General features: G+C 62.5%; 17 protein-coding genes and 1 riboswitch. Of the genes, 3 read left to right on the top strand and 14 right to left on the bottom strand.

Annotated features, from left to right (window positions below):
• The first annotated feature begins 190 nt into the window (after positions 1-190).
• Both BM70_RS0109695 and BM70_RS0109690 read left to right on the top strand, forming a co-directional pair.
• A complete protein-coding gene (locus tag BM70_RS0109695) occupies positions 191-673 on the top strand; it encodes a hypothetical protein (RefSeq protein ID WP_025855835.1) in 483 nt (160 codons plus the stop codon).
• A gap of 146 nt (positions 674-819) precedes the next feature.
• Positions 820-2,106 (top strand): OmpP1/FadL family transporter, encoded by a 1,287-nt coding sequence (locus tag BM70_RS0109690; protein WP_025855834.1) that lies wholly within the window; start codon positions 820-822, stop codon positions 2,104-2,106.
• Positions 2,107-2,169: 63 nt separating this feature from the next.
• Here BM70_RS0109690 and BM70_RS0109685 read toward each other — a convergent pair whose 3' ends face one another.
• From BM70_RS0109685 to cobO, 13 genes are all read right to left on the bottom strand, one after another.
• A complete protein-coding gene (locus BM70_RS0109685) occupies positions 2,170-2,721 on the bottom strand; it encodes a glutathione peroxidase (protein ID WP_025855833.1) in 552 nt (183 codons plus the stop codon).
• 150 nt (positions 2,722-2,871) lie between these two features.
• The gene (locus BM70_RS0109675; RefSeq protein ID WP_177326545.1) at positions 2,872-4,071 is read right to left on the bottom strand and encodes an MFS transporter; all 1,200 of its coding nucleotides are present in this window, start codon (positions 4,069-4,071) and stop codon (positions 2,872-2,874) included.
• A 63-nt stretch (positions 4,072-4,134) separates the two neighbouring features.
• Positions 4,135-4,539: a MarR family winged helix-turn-helix transcriptional regulator gene (locus BM70_RS0109670; RefSeq protein WP_025855831.1), complete on the bottom strand. Its 405-nt coding sequence runs from the start codon at positions 4,537-4,539 to the stop codon at positions 4,135-4,137.
• 42 nt (positions 4,540-4,581) lie between these two features.
• Entirely contained in the window at positions 4,582-5,310 is a 729-nt protein-coding gene (locus tag BM70_RS0109665; RefSeq protein WP_025855830.1) for an adenosylcobinamide-GDP ribazoletransferase, read from the bottom strand.
• A 2-nt stretch (positions 5,311-5,312) separates the two neighbouring features.
• The gene (gene cobC, locus BM70_RS0109660; RefSeq protein ID WP_025855829.1) at positions 5,313-5,888 is read right to left on the bottom strand and encodes an alpha-ribazole phosphatase family protein; all 576 of its coding nucleotides are present in this window, start codon (positions 5,886-5,888) and stop codon (positions 5,313-5,315) included.
• Positions 5,885-6,940, bottom strand: a complete 1,056-nt coding sequence (gene cobT / locus BM70_RS0109655; RefSeq protein ID WP_025855828.1) for a nicotinate-nucleotide--dimethylbenzimidazole phosphoribosyltransferase — start codon at positions 6,938-6,940, stop codon at positions 5,885-5,887. Before cobT ends, cobC begins: the two co-directional genes overlap by 4 nt.
• A complete protein-coding gene (gene cobU / locus BM70_RS0109650) occupies positions 6,937-7,458 on the bottom strand; it encodes a bifunctional adenosylcobinamide kinase/adenosylcobinamide-phosphate guanylyltransferase (protein WP_025855827.1) in 522 nt (173 codons plus the stop codon). The genes cobT and cobU overlap by 4 nt, the downstream gene beginning before the upstream one ends.
• A 481-nt stretch (positions 7,459-7,939) precedes the next feature.
• Complete coding sequence (locus BM70_RS0109645; protein WP_025855826.1) at positions 7,940-9,391, bottom strand: cobyric acid synthase; 1,452 nt, start codon at positions 9,389-9,391, stop codon at positions 7,940-7,942.
• Complete coding sequence (gene cobD, locus BM70_RS0109640) at positions 9,388-10,377, bottom strand: threonine-phosphate decarboxylase CobD (RefSeq protein WP_025855825.1); 990 nt, start codon at positions 10,375-10,377, stop codon at positions 9,388-9,390. Before cobD ends, BM70_RS0109645 begins: the two co-directional genes overlap by 4 nt.
• The gene (cbiB, locus tag BM70_RS0109635; RefSeq protein WP_025855824.1) at positions 10,370-11,278 is read right to left on the bottom strand and encodes an adenosylcobinamide-phosphate synthase CbiB; all 909 of its coding nucleotides are present in this window, start codon (positions 11,276-11,278) and stop codon (positions 10,370-10,372) included. The genes cobD and cbiB overlap by 8 nt, the downstream gene beginning before the upstream one ends.
• Complete coding sequence (gene bluB / locus BM70_RS0109630; protein WP_025855823.1) at positions 11,275-11,925, bottom strand: 5,6-dimethylbenzimidazole synthase; 651 nt, start codon at positions 11,923-11,925, stop codon at positions 11,275-11,277. Before bluB ends, cbiB begins: the two co-directional genes overlap by 4 nt.
• A complete protein-coding gene (locus BM70_RS0109625) occupies positions 11,922-13,253 on the bottom strand; it encodes a cobyrinate a,c-diamide synthase (protein WP_025855822.1) in 1,332 nt (443 codons plus the stop codon). The genes bluB and BM70_RS0109625 overlap by 4 nt, the downstream gene beginning before the upstream one ends.
• Positions 13,250-13,861, bottom strand: coding sequence for a cob(I)yrinic acid a,c-diamide adenosyltransferase (cobO, locus tag BM70_RS0109620; protein WP_025855821.1), 612 nt, complete (start codon positions 13,859-13,861; stop codon positions 13,250-13,252). The genes BM70_RS0109625 and cobO overlap by 4 nt, the downstream gene beginning before the upstream one ends.
• 78 nt (positions 13,862-13,939) lie before the next feature.
• Positions 13,940-14,192, bottom strand: a riboswitch (cobalamin riboswitch).
• Positions 14,193-14,291: 99 nt separating this feature from the next.
• Here cobO and BM70_RS0109615 point away from each other — a divergent pair.
• On the top strand, positions 14,292-15,605 hold the full coding sequence (locus BM70_RS0109615) for a sorbosone dehydrogenase family protein (protein WP_025855820.1): 1,314 nt from the start codon (positions 14,292-14,294) through the stop codon (positions 15,603-15,605).
• Positions 15,606-15,685: 80 nt separating this feature from the next.
• Here BM70_RS0109615 and BM70_RS0109610 read toward each other — a convergent pair whose 3' ends face one another.
• Entirely contained in the window at positions 15,686-16,225 is a 540-nt protein-coding gene (locus tag BM70_RS0109610; RefSeq protein ID WP_025855819.1) for a C40 family peptidase, read from the bottom strand.
• Positions 16,226-16,356: the final 131 nt, after the last annotated feature.

Genomic DNA, 16,356 nt, shown 5'->3' with positions numbered 1-16,356 from the left:
GTTCAAATAGATATAACCGTTATAACTAAATGAAGAAGATGTTTTAAAAACAGTCCTTTACATCGCAAATATGACACTACACTTCAACTCAAGCGGCATGATCCGCTTCCGGCGAGCCTGAGATCCGATCCACTGCTGCCAAGCCCCCCTTCTCAGGCCTCGTCGACCATTTTCACGGATTGAGGCTTGTATGGGTATCGCTGCCAGTGAATTGTGTCGTTATGTGATCCGGCCGACCTTGTTGTACCTCGGCCGCCATAACCCGACCGCCGAGTCCCTGCTGCTGGGCATCGCCGCCAGCCAGTCGGAACTCGGTTCCGCGTTGCACGACCGCCGCGGGCACGGCCTGTACAGCATCACCGAACCGCGCCACCGCGCCTTGTGGGATGACTACCTGGCACTCGACCCCGAACGTGCCAGCCTGGTACGCGGGCTGGCCAGCCAGCATGCCTTCCTCAGCGCGCCACAACTGGAACTGACGGTAAACCTGCGCTACGCCACGGCCATCGCCTGGCTTCTCGTCGAACAACACACGCCCGCACTGCCACCGCCCGGTGATGTACTGGCGATGGCACGTATCTGGAAAGAAATTTTTCATCCACAAGGACGGCTGCGCGATTTCACTCAAGCCTGGCAAACCTGTGTTTCACCCATGAATCACGTGGTTTGCTGACCGGGCAATTTGCAAGATTCGCCAAAAACTCTGAATTTTGGTCGGATTGTCCTACAAAACCGCTCTATCTCCTACATTACAGCCTATAGCGCGATCCTAAATTTATTGTTACTTTCCGCAGCGGTGATCACCACGGAGTTCTAATAATGAAAAAAGTAATGCTCAAGACCACACTTAGCCTCGCCGTTGCCATGGCCTCTTCCCACGTCTTTGCAAGTGGCTTTGCCCTTAACGAACAAGACGTCGCCGGAATGGGTACGGGTTTCGCCGGTCGCTCTTCTTCTGCCGATAACGCAAGCACCGTTTATGGTAACCCTGCCGGTATGGCTCGCCTGGAAGGCCAGCAGATTACGGGTGGTGTTGCAGTCATCGACGCCTCCACCGATATCAAAGATGCAGGCGGTCGCTCTTCCGGTAGCAACAAAGGCGACATGGTGCCTTTCACCGGGGTTCCCTTTGGTTTCTACACCAACAAACTCAATGATCAGTGGGCCATCGGCTTTGGTGTGTATGCCCCATTCGGCTTGAAGACTGACTACGAAAGTGGTTTCCAGGGCCGTGGCTTTGGCAACAAGAGCGAAGTGTCGGTCATCACCTTCCAGCCAACTGTCAGCTACGCCTTTAATGATCGGGTCTCGATTGGTTTTGGTCCGACCATCAACCGCATTGACGGCACTCTGGAGTCACAGCCAAACCTGGCTGGCCTGGGCTTCCCGGGCGACAACCGAGTCAAGGTCAAGGGCGATGATACCGCTCTGGGCTTCAATGCCGGGATCCTGGTTCAAGCCACCGATACCACTCGCGTCGGCCTGACCTACCACTCGAAAGTGAAGTACAAGCTCGAAGGCCACACCGAAGTCACCAAGGCGGCGACGGTTCCATCGGCCGTGTTGGCCAACAACCGCTACGATGCCTCGTTGAAAGTTGATACCCCAGAATCCTGGGACCTGTCGGTGACTCAAGACCTCAGTGACGCCTGGAAACTGTATGCCGGTGCGACCTGGACTCGCTGGAGTCGCTTGAAAGACATCACCATCAACAACGAAGGTGTGACAGCTACCGGCGGTGGCGCACTTGCACCTACCCTCGTTGGCACGATCACCGAGCCGCAGAACTGGCATGACACTTGGGCCTACGCCCTGGGTACCTCTTACCAGGTCACCAAGCAAGTGGTACTGCGTACCGGCCTGACCTTCGACCAGTCGCCGACCAACAACACCGATCGCTCGCCGCGTATTCCTACCGGTGACCGGACCATCTTCAGTGTTGGCCTGGGTTACGCCGTGATGGATAACATGACCGTCGACCTGGCTTACTCCTACCTCAAGGAAGAACCCGTCAAAGTCAACAAATCCAACCAGCTGGGCTCCTACAGCTCCAAATACGAAAACAGCGCCAACGGCTTCGGCCTGGGTGTAACGTACAAGTTCTGATCCGACGCAATAAAAAAGCCCCGCTCTCCTGCAAAGGAAGCGGGGCTTTTTAATGGCTGACCCTCACGGCTTGGACGCTATCGCCTCCTCCACCGCCTTGATCAGGTCCGGATTATCCGGCTTGGTCAAACTGGAAAAATTGGCGATCACCTTTCCCTGGCGGTCCACCACATACTTGTAGAAATTCCACTTCGGCGGCGCCTCGGTCTGCTGCGCCAACACCTTGAACAAATGCACCGCATCCGGCCCCTTGACCTTCTGCGGCTCGGTCATGGTGAACGTCACGCCATAATTCACGTAGCAGACCTTGGCGGTCTCTTCACCAGTCTTGGCTTCCTGCTTGAAGTCATCGGACGGCACGCCAATCACTTCCAGCCCGTCGCCCTTGTAGCGCTGATACAGGGCTTCGAGGCCTTTGAATTGCGGGGCGAACCCGCAGAAGCTTGCGGTATTGACGATCACCAGCGGTTTACCGGCAAAGCGCTGGCACAGGTCGATGGATTCCTTGGCGCGCAACTTGGGCAATTGGCCTTCCAGCAGCGGCGGGCAACTGGCGGCCAGGGCGGCACTGCCGATTGCCATCAGGACGGGTACAGCGAGCCAGCGCATGTGCATGTCGTGTGTCCTTGAAGATATTCAGACAACGAACTTAACAGATCGACATACCCAGTTGCATCAACGCCAGCCCGCCGTGTTGCCAGCCCCACCAGGCCAGCAGCATCAGGCCCCCTCCTACAGCGAGTATCACACCGCGTACCGCTATGCTCATGCCGCCTCCATCTGCGCCTGCAATCGCGCCACCGGCCGCTCGCGCACCGGCCAGTTCAGCGCCGCGGCAAGCAGGCTCAACAGAATTGCCACCTGCCAGATCAAATCGTAGTTGCCGGTTCGATCATAGACCACCCCGCCCAACCAGCCGCCCAGGAACGAGCCGAGTTGATGGAACAGGAACACGATCCCACCGAGCATGGAGAGGTTTCGCACACCAAACAGCGTCGCGACGGTACCGTTGGTCAGCGGTACGGTGGACAGCCACAGGAAGCCCATCGCCATGCCAAACAGGTAGGCCGTGACTTCGGTGACCGGCACCCACAGAAACAACACGATCACCACCGCACGCAGCAGGTACAGGCCTGTCAGCAAGCGCGGCTTGGACATGCGCCCGCCAAGCCAGCCGGCCGTGTAGGTGCCGAAGATATTGAACAGCCCAATCAGCGCCAACACCGTGGTGCCGACGGTGGCCGGCAGGTGCTGGTCCACCAGGTAGGCCGGCAGGTGCACACCGATGAACACCACCTGGAAACCGCAGACAAAAAAACCGAACGCCAATAGCCAGAAGCCGGAATGGGAGCAGGCTTCCTTCAACGCCTCACGCAAGGTTTGCTGACCGGCCAGCACCGGCAGCGGCTTATCCTTGAGCATCGCAACCAGCGGCAGAATCAACGCCACCATCAGGCCCAGCGCCAGCAGTGCTGCAGACCAACCCAACCAACTGATCAGCCCCAGGGTGCCCGGCACCATCGCAAACTGGCCGAACGAACCGGCCGCGCTCGCAATGCCCATCGCCATGCTGCGTTTTTCCGGCGCCACGGCGCGGCCGACCACACCGAGAATCACCGAGAATGACGTGCCAGACAGACCGATACCAATCAGCAAGCCAGCACTGAGGGACAACGACCACGCCGAATCGGACATGCCCATCAACACCAGGCCTGCGGCGTACAGCACGCCGCCGACAAACACGGCTTTGGTAGCACCGAAGCGATCGGCCAGGGCGCCGGTAAACGGCTGCGCCAGGCCCCAGATCAGGTTCTGCAAGGCGATGGCAAAGGCGAAGGTCTCACGGCCCCAGCCGAACTCGCTGCTCATCGGCGCCAGGAACAGGCCGAAACCGTGCCGCACACCCAACGACAGCGCCAGGATCAGCGCACTCCCCACAAGAATCCAGCCACTGGTGCGCCACATCGAGGTCATTTCTTATTCTCCGCTCGCGGGTATATACCCGCTTATAGTCGAACAAACCCGCGCTCAGGCGAGTTCGTCCAGCAAGGCCAACAAGGTTTCGCGTTTTTGTGCGCCGAGTTGATCGATCAATTTCTGTTGCGCGGCCTCCCAGGCGGGTAATGCGGCGGCGAGTCGGGCTTCACCGACCTCGGTCAACTTCACCAGGCGGTTACGCAGGTCGTCACCTTCAACCAATTGCACCAGGCCCTCGCCTTCCAGCACCCGCAGGTTACGCCCCAAGGTGCTGCGATCCAGGCCCATGGCTTCCGCCAGGCTGGAAATGCTCGGCTGGTCGAGTCGCTGCAGATTGCACAGCAAAGAATACTGGGCGACGTTGATCCCGAAGCCGTCAAGGGCGCCGTCGTAATGCCTGCTGACGCCACGGGCGGCACGTCGCAGGTTGGTACACAAACATTGGGAGGCAAGCATGGAACGTGTATATACCCGCGATTAAGGAAATGCAAGAAAGTGTTACAGCGCCAGGCCGACCAATACCGCGACTTCCAGTAGCTCCAACAGGGCCCCCGCCGTGTCGCCCGTGGTGCCGCCCAGGCGATTGACCATCAGTTGGCGCAGCCCCACAAAGCAGACAGCTGCGAGCAACACCGCAATCCCGCCGCTGAAGCCGCCGATCAGGATGCACGCAAGACCGCTGAGGATCAGCACCTGTTGGCCGACAATTCTCGGTAAATGATCTGACAACGCCTGGCCCAGTCCACCGGCACGCACATAGCGCGTGGTGAGAAACAGCGCCAGCATCGATGCGCGGCCGATCAGCGGTGCCAGGATCAATGCCGCGCCGTTATGTTGCTCGATCAAGGCCACCAACGCGGTGAATTTGAGCAGCAACACCAACCCAAGGGTGACCACGGCGATCGGCCCGCTGCGCGGGTCCTTCATGATCGTGAGCGTACGCTCGCGGTCGCCGAAGCCCCCCAGCCAGGCATCGGCGCTGTCCGCCAGGCCATCCAGATGCAGGCCACCACTGAGCAACACCCAGGCTGTCAGCAACAGCGCCGCATGCAGCAACAGCGGCGCCCCCATCAAGAGCGTGTTCAGGGCCCATAACAGCAAGCCGAACAACACGCCCACGAGCGGATAAAACAGCAACGAGCGCCCCAGTTCCTGAGGCTGCGGCATGCCAGGCAGGCGAATCGGCAGGCTGCTGAGAAATTGCAGGGCGATCCAGAACGGCAGCATGTCTAACTCACTTCCTTCAGCACGCCGTCAGCGCCCACGTGCAGGTTGAATAACTCACCGTGACCGACTTCGACATTTAAAAGCCGCTCCCTGGGCAGGCCACGCGCCTGCGCCAGCAGCAGACGCATCACGCCGCCATGACTGATCAGCAACACACGCTCACCGGAATAGGCCTGCTGTAAGCGTGAGACTGCACCTAAAACCCGGTCGGAAAAGGCGCTGACGGGTTCACCCTCCGGTGGCGTAAAGCTGTAGGGATCTGCCCAGAACAGCCCCAGGCCTTCGGCGTCCGTCTCCATCAAGGCCACTGCACTCTGCCCTTCCCAGGCGCCGAAGTGCAGCTCTTGCAGGTCCTTCTCCAGCGTCACTGGCAGGTTGAGCTGAGCGCCCAAGTCATCGGCAAACCGCGCACAACGTTGCAGTGGCGAACTGACCAAGCGGTCCCACGGCCCCTGCGCTATCACCGCCGCACGCATCTGCGCCCACCCCTTGGCGGTGAGGGCGTCGTCCAGGCTGCCGCGCAAGCCGCCGCCCAGTTCGGTTTCGCCGTGGCGCAGCAGGTCCAGGTGCAAGGTCATGCCGGACGGTCTGCCACGGCGGCTTCGGCGAAGGTCGCCATCTGCCCGTGCAACGCACAGGCCAGGCGCAACAACGGCACCGCCAGCGCAGCACCGCTGCCTTCCCCCAGGCGCAAGCCCAGCTCCAGCAACGGCTGCGCGTCGAGACTCTGCAGCACATGGCGATGGCCGGGTTCGGCGCCGCGATGGCCGAACACCAGCCACTCGCGGCACGCCGGGTTCAAGCGCGTGGCAACCAGCGCCGCGACAGTGCAGATGAACCCATCCACCAGCACCACGATGCCTTCCTGGGCACAGGCCAGATATGCCCCCACCAAGGCGGCAATCTCAAAGCCGCCAAGATTGAACAAGGTCTGCAACGCATCACCGCGCTGGCCGGCATGCAACGCCAGTGCGCGCTCGATCACGGCCACCTTGTGGCTGACACCCTGGGCATTCAACCCGGTGCCCGGCCCAGTGAGGTCGCTGACCTGACAATCGAGCAAGGCACACGCCAGTGCACTGGCGGCGGTGGTGTTGCCGATGCCCATCTCGCCGCCGATAAACAGTTGCGCACCGTTTGCCAACGCACGCCGGGCACTGTCGCGACCGGCTTGCAGCGCGAGTTGCCCCTGGGACTCGGTCATCGCCGGGCCGTTGACAAAGTTGGCGGTGCCCGCGCCGATGTTCAGGTGACGCACACCGGGCAAGTCCAGGGATGGTGTCACCGTTCCCAGGTCAACCACTTCCAACCGCGCATCCAACTGTCGAGCCAATACGCTGATCGCCGCGCCACCGCTGACAAAGTTATGCAGCATTTGCCCGGTGACTTCCTGGGGAAACGCCGACACGCCTTCCGCGACCACGCCATGGTCACCGGCGAAGATGGCGATCCACAGCGAATCCACCGCGGGTTTGACCTCCCCCTGCAAGCCAGCCAATTGCACCGCCAGCGCTTCCAGCTGGCCGAGTGAGCCGGCCGGCTTGGTCAATTGCTGCTGGCGCGCCAGGGCTTGTTCGTACGCTTGAGCGTCGATCGCCTTACAAGGGTTGAGCCACCAGATGTCAGTCATAACGCAGTACCTTTCAAAGTCAGGGGCAGGCCGGCAACGGTCAGGACAACACGCTGACAACGCTCGGCCAAGGCTTGATGCAGCCAACCGGCTTCATCCACATAGCGGCGAGTCAATTCGCCCAGCGGCACGACACCCAGACCGGTCTCGTTGCTGACAAAAATGATTTCACCCGGCAGCGAGGCCAGGGTTTCCAGCAGTTGATCACGCTCGAACGCCAGGCGCCCGGTCTCCTCGAGCATCAGCAGATTAGTCAGCCACAGGGTCAGGCAGTCCACCAGCAGGCATTGCCCGGCGGCCGCGTTTTCCCGCAGCACACGCGCCAGCTCAATCGGTTCTTCGATCAGGCCCCAGTGGTCGGGGCGACGCTGGCGATGCAGGGCGACACGCTCGTTCATCTCGCCATCCTGCGGTTGGCTGGTGGCGATGTAAGTGACGGGCAAGGCACTGTCGCTGGCGAGCTTTTCGGCGAGGCGGCTTTTGCCGGAGCGGGCGCCGCCGAGGATCAGCTGAAGCATGGGATGGCACCTCGGGTGGGCTGAAATGGGTTGACCGTCAGGCCGCCTTCGCGGGCAAGCCCGCTCCCACAGAAAAGCAGATCAGCGTTTGATCTGGCTGTTGATTTTGATCTCAGGCGCCCCGTAAAACCACGCTGGCCGAACGCAGGCTTGAATCCGTGGGCAACCCGGCAGGACGCCGGGTTAGCCGCACTGGGCCAGGGATGGCCCATTGCGGCGGCCCACGGACTCAAGCCGGAGTGAGGGCATGCCGAGCCTAGGCGAGGCACCGAGTGGTGGGGCGAAGACTTTTTGGTTACTTTTGGGTCTTTCCAAAAGTGACCCGCTGTAAGAGCGGAACCATTAGCGGCCGTTACCGCAGCAATGGATGTGCACACCGACGCGACGCCATCGCGGGCGAGCCCGCTCCCACATTTTGAACGTGGTGCGTCAGTTAAATCGCAGGCAAGCCAGTCCTCACAGGAGGGACGCGTGCGCACCCTTAAATCCCACATAGTTTGCGCAACAACTCAGTATCCAAATGATTCTCCACCAGGTCAGCCAAGCGCTCGATATCGCGCTCGCGCAAGGCGTGGTAGTCAACCTCCTGCACATCCTGCAACCCGGCCCAGCGCAGCAAGGCGCTGCATGCCGCCGGCGTTTCGAACAAGCCGTGCAGGTAGGTGCCGAGGATCTGCCCATCTGCACTCCGGGCACCGTCGCTGCGACCGTCATCCAGCAGCACAGCGGCGTTCGACAAGGCATCGCCCGTCGTCACGCCTGCATGGATCTCATAACCGCTGACGTCGGCATCCTCCAGCAACAGGCGCCCGCGCACATTGCGCAGTTGCTTCTCTTCTTCCAGCGTGGTGCCGAACGCCAGCAACCCCAGGCCGTCGCTGGAGCCGGCAGGCCCTTCCAGGCCCAGCGGGTCATGCACCTGCTCGCCGAGCATCTGCAAGCCGCCACAAATACCGAGCACCTTGCCGCCATAACGCAAGTGGCGCGCCACGGCGGTTTCCCAGCCGTTGGCGCGCAGATACGCGAGGTCGCTGCGCACGCTTTTCGAGCCGGGGAGGATGATCAGGTCGGCGACCGGGACCGTCTGGCCTGGGCCGATAAACTGCAGATCCACTTGGGGATGCAGGCGCAATGGATCGAAATCCGTGTGGTTGCTGATGCGCGGCAACACCGGCACCACCACCTTGAGCACCTGCACCGCTTTGTCGATCTGGCGCCGGTCGATACCGTCCTCAGCCTCCAGGTGCAGGTCCATCACATAGGGCAAAACGCCCACCACCGGTTTGCCGGTGCGCGCTTCCAGCCAGTCCAGGCCCGGCTGCAACAGCGCGATGTCACCGCGAAAACGGTTAATGATGAAGCCTTTGACCCGCGCCTGCTCCGTGGGCGACAGCAACTCCAGGGTGCCGACCAAGTGGGCAAATACGCCGCCGCGATTGATGTCGGCAATCAATAACACCGGGCAATCCACCGCCTCGGCGAAGCCCATGTTGGCAATATCATTGGCGCGCAGGTTGATCTCCGCCGGGGAGCCTGCGCCTTCCACCATCACCACCGGGTAGGCCTGACTCAGCCGTGCGTGGGAGGCCAGCACCGCCTGCATCGCGATGGCTTTGTAGTCGTGATAGGCCACCGCGTTCATGCTGGTCACGGCGCGGCCATGGATGATCACTTGGGAACCGGTGTCACTGTTGGGCTTGAGCAGCACCGGGTTCATATCGGTGTGCGGCGCCAGCTTGGCGGCCTGGGCCTGCACCGCCTGGGCGCGACCTATCTCGCCACCTTCGGCGGTCACGGCGCTGTTGAGCGCCATGTTCTGCGGCTTGAATGGCGCCACCGCTACGCCCTGACGCACCAGCCAGCGGCACAGCGCCGTCACCAACGTACTCTTGCCGGCGTCGGAGGTGGTGCCTTGCACCATCAGCGTACTCATGTCGCTTCCTTGTATGCGGCCAGGGCTTCGTCGAGACGCAGCCAGTCGGCCTCGGTATCGGGCAGGCCAAAACGCAGGCTGCTGTCGTGGACAAACAGGCGCAGCAGGATGCCGCGCTGGGCCATGAATTCGTGCATGCGTTCGGCGTGGGGCGTGATCAGCCATTGGAACAAGGCACAGCCGCCCTGGGGTTGAAAGCCGTGGCGCTCCAGCAAGGCGAACAGGCGCTGGCCCGCCTCGACGCAACGCACGCGTTGCTGTGCCTGGCCAGCGGTGTCGCGCAGGCACACTTGACCCAGTACCCGCGTCGGCCCGCTGACGGCCCAGGGCCCGACCTGCTCGGCGAGCAACTTGAGCAGCTTGCGTTCGGCCAACACGAAGCCCAGTCGCACGCCGGCCAGGCCGAAGAATTTACCGAAGGAGCGCAACACAATCAGGCCAACCTGATGCGCCTGCCCCGCCAGGCTCAGTTGGGGCGTCACGTCCATGAACGCTTCGTCGACCACCAGCCAGCCGCCGCGCTGGGCCAGCCGTGAGTGCCAGTCCAGCAAGCGTTGCGGGGTGAGGCTCAGGCCGGTGGGATTATTGGGGTTGACCACCACCAGCACGTCGAGGCCATCGAGAAAGAAGTCGACTTCCTGCTCCTGCACTTCGCGCACCACGTAACCGGCACGGCGCCAGGCTTCGGCGTGTTCGGCGTAGCACGGCGACAGCACGCCGACCTTACCGGCGCGGCGCAGGCGCGGCAGTAACTGGATGGCCGCCTGGGAGCCCGGCACCGGCAACAGGTGCGCAGCGCCGTAATACTCGCTGGCGGCCTGCTCCAGGCCGTCGTCGGTTTCCGGCAGGCGTGCCCAGGCGCGCAGGGGTATCTCGGGGATCGGCCAGGGCCAGGGCGCAAGACCACTGGAGAGGTCAAGCCAGTCGGCTTCGGCTATCCCGTACTGAATCGCTGCCTTGCGCAGCCGGCCACCGTGTTCAAGCATAGAATTGCGCCCCTGCACATAGGATCAGCAGCCACAACCATACGCCGCGCTGCACCAGTTGCCAGCCCCGATCGATGGAGTCGGCATCCGCTGCCGGGCCTTCGCCCAACGGCGGGCGCTGGTGCACCTCACCGTGATAGATCGCCGCACCGCCCAACTCCACGCCCAGGGCGCCCGCACCGGCGGCCATTACCGGGCCGGCGTTGGGGCTGTCCCAGGTCGGGCCCTGGGTGCGCCAGCATTTTAGCGCTAGGCGCGTCTTGCCCAGGATCGCGTAGGTCAATGCAACAAGACGTGCAGGAATGTAGTTCAGCACATCGTCGATTTTTGCCGAGGCCCAGCCGAAACGTTCGAAGCGTTCGTTGCGGTAGCCCCACATGGCGTCGAGGGTGTTGCTCAGTCGGTAAAGCACCACGCCCGGCACGCCGGCGACCACAAACCAGAAAATCGCGGCGAACACCGCGTCGCTGCCGTTTTCCAGCACCGACTCGGTGGCAGCACGGGCGACTTCGGTGCGGTCCAGTTCACTGGTCTGACGGCTGACCAGGTAGCTCACGCGCGTGCGCGCTTGCTCCAGGTCATCGCTGCGCAGGGCCTGGGCCACCGGCATCACATGCTCGCCGAGGCTGCGCATGCCGAGGGCGCAGTACAACGCGAGGATTTCCAGGACCCAACCGATATACGGTGCCCACGACAACGCCGTGGCCAGCAGGGTCAGCGGCACCACGGCGATGAACCACGCCGTCACGCCATGGCTGCGCCAGCCACGACCACCGGAGTTGAAACGTTGCTCGATGCGCCCGGCGAAATTGCCGAACGCCACCAGCGGATGCCAGCGCCTCGGTTCGCCCAGCAGCGCATCCAGCGCCACGGCAGCGACACACAGCAAGGCCACACTCATTGACTCACTCCCCACACATTCTCATACACCATGTCACTCAACGGCCGAGGTTCGGTCCAGCCTTCGAGTTGCAACATCGGTGCCGGGTAGAACTCGGTCACCGGCCCCAGGCACAGTACGGCCAGGGGTTTGGCGCCGGGCGGCAACCCCAGCAGACCGGCCAGCGCCTGGGGCTCGAACAGCGAGACCCAGCCCATGCCCAGGCCCTCGACGCGGGCTGCCAGCCACAGATTCTGGATCGCACAGGACAATGACGCCATGTCCATTTCCGGCAAGGTACGCCGGCCGAAGATGTGCCGCTCGCGATCATCCATCAACGCCGCCACCAGCACTTCGGCACAATCGTGAATGCCTTCGACCTTGAGCTTCATGAATTCATCGGAGCGCTCGCCCAGGGCCTCGGCGGTGCGCACACGTTCTTCTTCCACCAACTGTTGAATCTGGCTACGCAAGGCGCGGTCGCTGATACGGATAAAGCGCCACGGCTGCATCAGGCCGACACTCGGCGCCTGATGTGCGGCCTGGAGCAGGCGATGCAGCAATTCGGGGGCCACAGTGCCGCCGCTGAAGTGGCGCATGTCGCGGCGCTCGGCGATGGCGCGGTAGACGGCCTGGCGGTCGGCCTCGGGGAAGGCGTTATCGGTCATGGCCTCATCGCCGGCAAGCCGGCTCCTACAAGATCGGGCGCGAACAATGCGGCCACCGCCTGGGGATTCGATGGGAAATAGAAATGTACGTAGGAAGCGGTCATCCGCCCCTGCCGATACACCGCCTCGGCACCGCGCCCGCCATTGGGGCTCAGCCCGCGGGCAATCGGTTGCCACTCGGTGCTGGTCAGGGAATGGTGGTAGGTATGACCCCGCAGCGTGCCTTCCGGCAAGTCGACGCTTTGCAGGGCCAGTGCCGCGAGTTTCTTTTGCATCACAGCGTCACCCTGCAGCAGGCCAACCAGTGCCGCGCGGGTGCCGTCGACATCGGTCAGCGAGTCGAGCAGGTAGAGCATGCCGCCGCACTCGGCAAGCAAGGGTTTGCCAGCCGCATGATGGGCTCGGATGGCGTCGAGCATCGGGGTATTTTCCGACAGCGCCTGGTGGTGCAATTCCGGGTAACCGCCAGGCAAATAGAGACTGTCGGCGTCAGGCAATTCACGGTCGTGGATCGGTGAAAAGAAACGCAACTCGGCCCCCATCGCCCGCAGCAGGTCGAGACTGGCGCCGTAGGTAAAGGCGAAGGCTTCGTCACGGGCGACGGCGATGCGTACGCCCTCGAGCAATGGTTCAGCGTCGATCACTTGCGGTGCGGCAAACGTCACCGGCGGCGGCAAGGCCACTTCGCAACTGCTGCCCAACGCTTGGGCGGCGGCGTCCAGGCGTACGTCGAGGTCATTCAGTTCGCTGGCCTGCACCAGACCGAGGTGGCGGCTGGGTAATTCGATACCGGTCTCGCGGGACAATGCGCCGTACCAGCGCAGGCCCTCGGTAAGGCTGCCTTCGAGCAGTTGTGCATGCCGCAGAGTGCCGACACGGTTGGCCAGCACACCGGCGAACGGCAGATCCGGCTGATAACGCGCCAGGCCCAAGGCCAATGCGCCGAAGGTCTGCGCCATGGCCGTGCCGTCGATCACGCCCAGCACCGGCACGCCGAAATGCCGCGCCAGGTCGGCGCTGGACGGTGTACCGTCGAACAGGCCCATCACGCCCTCGATCAGGATCAGGTCCGCCTCTCCCGCCGCTTCCCACAGCAGGCGGCGACTTTCCTGCTCGCCGACCATCCACATGTCCAATTGATACACCGGCGCACCGCTGGCGCGCTCGTGGATCATCGGGTCGAGGAAGTCCGGGCCGCATTTGAACACGCGCACCTTGCGCCCCAGGTTGCGGTGCAAACGGGCCAGCGCGGCGGTGACCGTGGTTTTGCCTTGGCCGGATGCCGGCGCGGCGATCAGGACCGCCGGGCAATGACGGGGCTGATTCAAAGTTCGACGCCCTTCTGTGCCTTGATACCGGCCTGGAACGCGTGCTTGAGCATGCCCATTTCGGTAACGGTGTCGCCCATTTCGATCAACTCAGGCTTGGCGCCACGGCCGGTGACTACCACATGCTGCATCGGCGGGCGGGCTTGCAGGTCGCTGAGAACCTGATCCAGGTCGAGGTAACCGTGCTTGAGGGCGATGTTCAGCTCATCCAGCACCACCAGGCCGATGGCCGGGTCTTGCAGCAATTCACGGGAAACCGCCCAGGCGGCTTCGGCGGCAGCGATGTCGCGCTGGCGGTCCTGGGTTTCCCAGGTGAAGCCTTCGCCCATGACATGGAAGCGCACTTGCTCGGGGAAGCGGCGGAAGAACAATTCTTCGCCGGTGCTGTTACGCCCCTTGATGAACTGCACCACACCGCACTGCATGCCGTGGCCCATGGCCCGGGCCAGCATGCCGAACGCGGAACTGCTTTTGCCTTTGCCGTTGCCGGTCAATACCAGCAGCAAACCGCATTCGTTGGGTGAATTGGCGATGCGCTCGTCGATCACGGCTTTTTTGCGCAGCATGCGCGCCAGGTGGCGTTCGTCGCGGTCGGGGGAATCGGTCATGGCAGCTCTCCGTTGGGGCTGGACAAAAACGGCGGGCAGGAAAAAAGTAAAACAGACAGCCAAGCATCGCCCACCGTGATGCTGTTGGATGTTTCAGGCCGGTCTCCGGGCTCATGAGTGGCGCTCGCGTTATAGAGCAGGCAGGCCGACGGCGCGCCTTCCCATATCGCTGGCGATACAGTGGCAAAAGGCACCGTCTTGACTCATTTACCGTTGCGGGGGCAGCGCCGGAATCGCGGCAGCACTGTGTACAAGTGCGCTCACTCACCGGCTTCCCTGTTTCACTCCGTCGACCCATGGGTCACAGAGCACCTGGAACAAGCGGCGAAGGTTAGTGGGTTGGGGATAGAGCGTCAATTAAAGCTGGCCTTGCACTTGAACCATCGCACCGCCTTCTTCCTCTACCCTTACAGGTATCAAGGAGAACACCATGCATAAAACCAGACTCGCCCTACTCATCATGGTCACCGGCACCCTCGCCGCCTGCGGTGAAAGTTCCACCCTCCAAGTCTCCGACGGCACCGGACCCTCGCCCAAGTTGCCGGAACCGAACAAAACCCTGATCCCCACGGTGAATATCGCGCCGGCCATCGGCTGGCCCGAAGGCGCGAAGCCAACCGCTGCCGCGGGCACTCAGGTGGCGGCGTTCGCCGAAGGCCTGGACCATCCGCGCTGGCTGTACGTGCTGCCCAATGGCGACGTACTGGTGGCGGAAACCAACGCACCGCCCAAGCCGGATGATGCCAAGGGCATTCGTGGCTGGGTCATGGAAAAGGTCATGGGACGCGCCGGTGCCGGGGTGCCGAGCCCGAATCGCATCACACTGCTGCGGGACGCCGACCACGACGGTGTCGCAGAAACCCGCACGGTGTTCCTAGAGAATCTCAATTCGCCGTTTGGCATGACACTGGTCGGCAACGACCTGTACGTGGCCGACTCGGACAAGCTGCTGCGCTTTCCCTACCAACCGGGCGAAACCGCGATCAAGCAAGCCGGCACCAAAGTCGTCGATCTGCCAGGCGGCAGCATCAACCACCACTGGACCAAGAATGTGGTGGCCAACAAGGACGGCAGCAAGCTGTATGTGAGCGTCGGCTCCAATAGCAACGTGGGCGAAAACGGTCTTGAAGCGGAACAGGGCCGGGCAGCGATCTGGGAAGTGGACCGCGCCAGCGGCGAGCACCGCATCTTCGCCTCGGGCCTGCGCAACCCCAACGGCATGGCCTGGGAACCCCAGAGCGGCAAGCTGTGGACGGCGGTCAACGAGCGTGACGAGATCGGCAGCGACCTGGTGCCGGACTACATCACTTCGGTCAAGGACGGTGCCTTCTATGGCTGGCCGTTCAGTTACTACGGCCAGCATGTGGACGTGCGCGTCAACCCACAGAACCTGGACCTGGTAGCCAAGGCAATCGCACCGGATTACGCGGTAGGCCCACATACGGCGTCTTTAGGACTGACATTCGCCGAGGGCAGCAAGCTCCCGGCACAGTTCAGCAACGGCGCGTTCATCGGCCAGCATGGTTCGTGGAATCGCAAGCCGCACAGTGGCTACAAGGTGATCTTCGTGCCATTCGAGGGCGGGCAACCCAAAGGACAGCCGGTGGACGTACTGACCGGGTTCCTCGACAAGGATGAGAAAGCCATGGGCCGACCGGTGGGCGTGGTGATTGATCAGCAGGGAGATTTGCTGGTGGCGGATGACGTGGGGAACAAAGTGTGGCGCGTTTCGACCGCGAAATGAACGGTAGGAGCCGGCTTGCCGGCGATGGCAGCCTCAAGGGCCTCATCGCCGGCAAGCCGGCTCCTAAAGGGGGCGGTGTTTCAGGGGTTGCGCGCCAGGTTTCCTGGCAGTACGCGCTTGGCGCTCAGGTAGGCATTCTGCCAATACGCTTTGGATAGGGTATCCAGCTTTACCGTACCGCCGGTTTGCGGCGCATGCACGAAGCGGCCCTCGCCCACATAGATCCCGGCGTGGCTGACCTGTGAACCACCACCGGTGGCAAAGAACAGCAAGTCGCCGGTCTGCAGGTTCTGTTCGCTGACATCCTGCGCACGCATCACGATCAGCTCGCGGGTGGTACGCGGCAGGGAGATGCCGGCGGCATCGCGGAACACAAAACCGATCAGGCCGCTGCAATCAAACCCGGAGTCCGGCGTGTTACCGCCCCAACGATAAGGCGTGCCGACCAGGCCCAGCGCACGGAAGAGCACGTCTTCGGCCGCAGGCGAGAAATTCTGGGTTGAGTAGTTGAACACCGGCTTGGGCTTCACCGCTACGGGAGCAGGCGGCGGTGGACGGCTTGCGCAGGCGCTGAGCAGCGCGGCGCAAACAATGAGAATCAGGCGGGCCGAGGTCGACATGTGCAGAACAATCCTGGTCTGGATGCGGCTTTCGCTGCCGAACGCTGAAAACCAGAACGCGCAAGCAAAGCTCGCGCGAACGGATTACAACAATGTCCAGGGATTCTAGCGCTTACACGTCAAACTTCAAG

Origin of the sequence: Pseudomonas sp. CHM02 (assembly GCF_000612585.1) — a bacterium.
Lineage (GTDB): Bacteria > Pseudomonadota > Gammaproteobacteria > Pseudomonadales > Pseudomonadaceae > Aquipseudomonas.
Note: the sequence above shows the minus strand (reverse complement) of the source record. Positions and strands in the feature narration are given on the sequence as shown.

What these genes read in the sequence shown, in the direction of transcription:
- BM70_RS0109610 (WP_025855819.1), bottom strand. Translation starts at nt 16,225, where the DNA reads ATGTCGACCTCGGCCCGCCTGATTCTCATTGTTTGCGCCGCGCTGCTC.
- BM70_RS0109690 (WP_025855834.1), top strand. Translation starts at nt 820, where the DNA reads ATGAAAAAAGTAATGCTCAAGACCACACTTAGCCTCGCCGTTGCCATG.
- BM70_RS0109685 (WP_025855833.1), bottom strand. Translation starts at nt 2,721, where the DNA reads ATGCACATGCGCTGGCTCGCTGTACCCGTCCTGATGGCAATCGGCAGT.
- cbiB (WP_025855824.1), bottom strand. Translation starts at nt 11,278, where the DNA reads ATGAGTGTGGCCTTGCTGTGTGTCGCTGCCGTGGCGCTGGATGCGCTG.
- BM70_RS0109645 (WP_025855826.1), bottom strand. Translation starts at nt 9,391, where the DNA reads ATGAGTACGCTGATGGTGCAAGGCACCACCTCCGACGCCGGCAAGAGT.
- cobC (WP_025855829.1), bottom strand. Translation starts at nt 5,888, where the DNA reads ATGACCTTGCACCTGGACCTGCTGCGCCACGGCGAAACCGAACTGGGC.
- BM70_RS0109615 (WP_025855820.1), top strand. Translation starts at nt 14,292, where the DNA reads ATGCATAAAACCAGACTCGCCCTACTCATCATGGTCACCGGCACCCTC.
- cobD (WP_025855825.1), bottom strand. Translation starts at nt 10,377, where the DNA reads ATGCTTGAACACGGTGGCCGGCTGCGCAAGGCAGCGATTCAGTACGGG.
- BM70_RS0109670 (WP_025855831.1), bottom strand. Translation starts at nt 4,539, where the DNA reads ATGCTTGCCTCCCAATGTTTGTGTACCAACCTGCGACGTGCCGCCCGT.
- bluB (WP_025855823.1), bottom strand. Translation starts at nt 11,925, where the DNA reads ATGACCGATAACGCCTTCCCCGAGGCCGACCGCCAGGCCGTCTACCGC.
- BM70_RS0109695 (WP_025855835.1), top strand. Translation starts at nt 191, where the DNA reads ATGGGTATCGCTGCCAGTGAATTGTGTCGTTATGTGATCCGGCCGACC.
- cobU (WP_025855827.1), bottom strand. Translation starts at nt 7,458, where the DNA reads ATGCTTCAGCTGATCCTCGGCGGCGCCCGCTCCGGCAAAAGCCGCCTC.
- BM70_RS0109665 (WP_025855830.1), bottom strand. Translation starts at nt 5,310, where the DNA reads ATGCTGCCGTTCTGGATCGCCCTGCAATTTCTCAGCAGCCTGCCGATT.
- BM70_RS0109675 (WP_177326545.1), bottom strand. Translation starts at nt 4,071, where the DNA reads ATGTGGCGCACCAGTGGCTGGATTCTTGTGGGGAGTGCGCTGATCCTG.
- cobO (WP_025855821.1), bottom strand. Translation starts at nt 13,861, where the DNA reads ATGACCGATTCCCCCGACCGCGACGAACGCCACCTGGCGCGCATGCTG.
- cobT (WP_025855828.1), bottom strand. Translation starts at nt 6,940, where the DNA reads ATGACTGACATCTGGTGGCTCAACCCTTGTAAGGCGATCGACGCTCAA.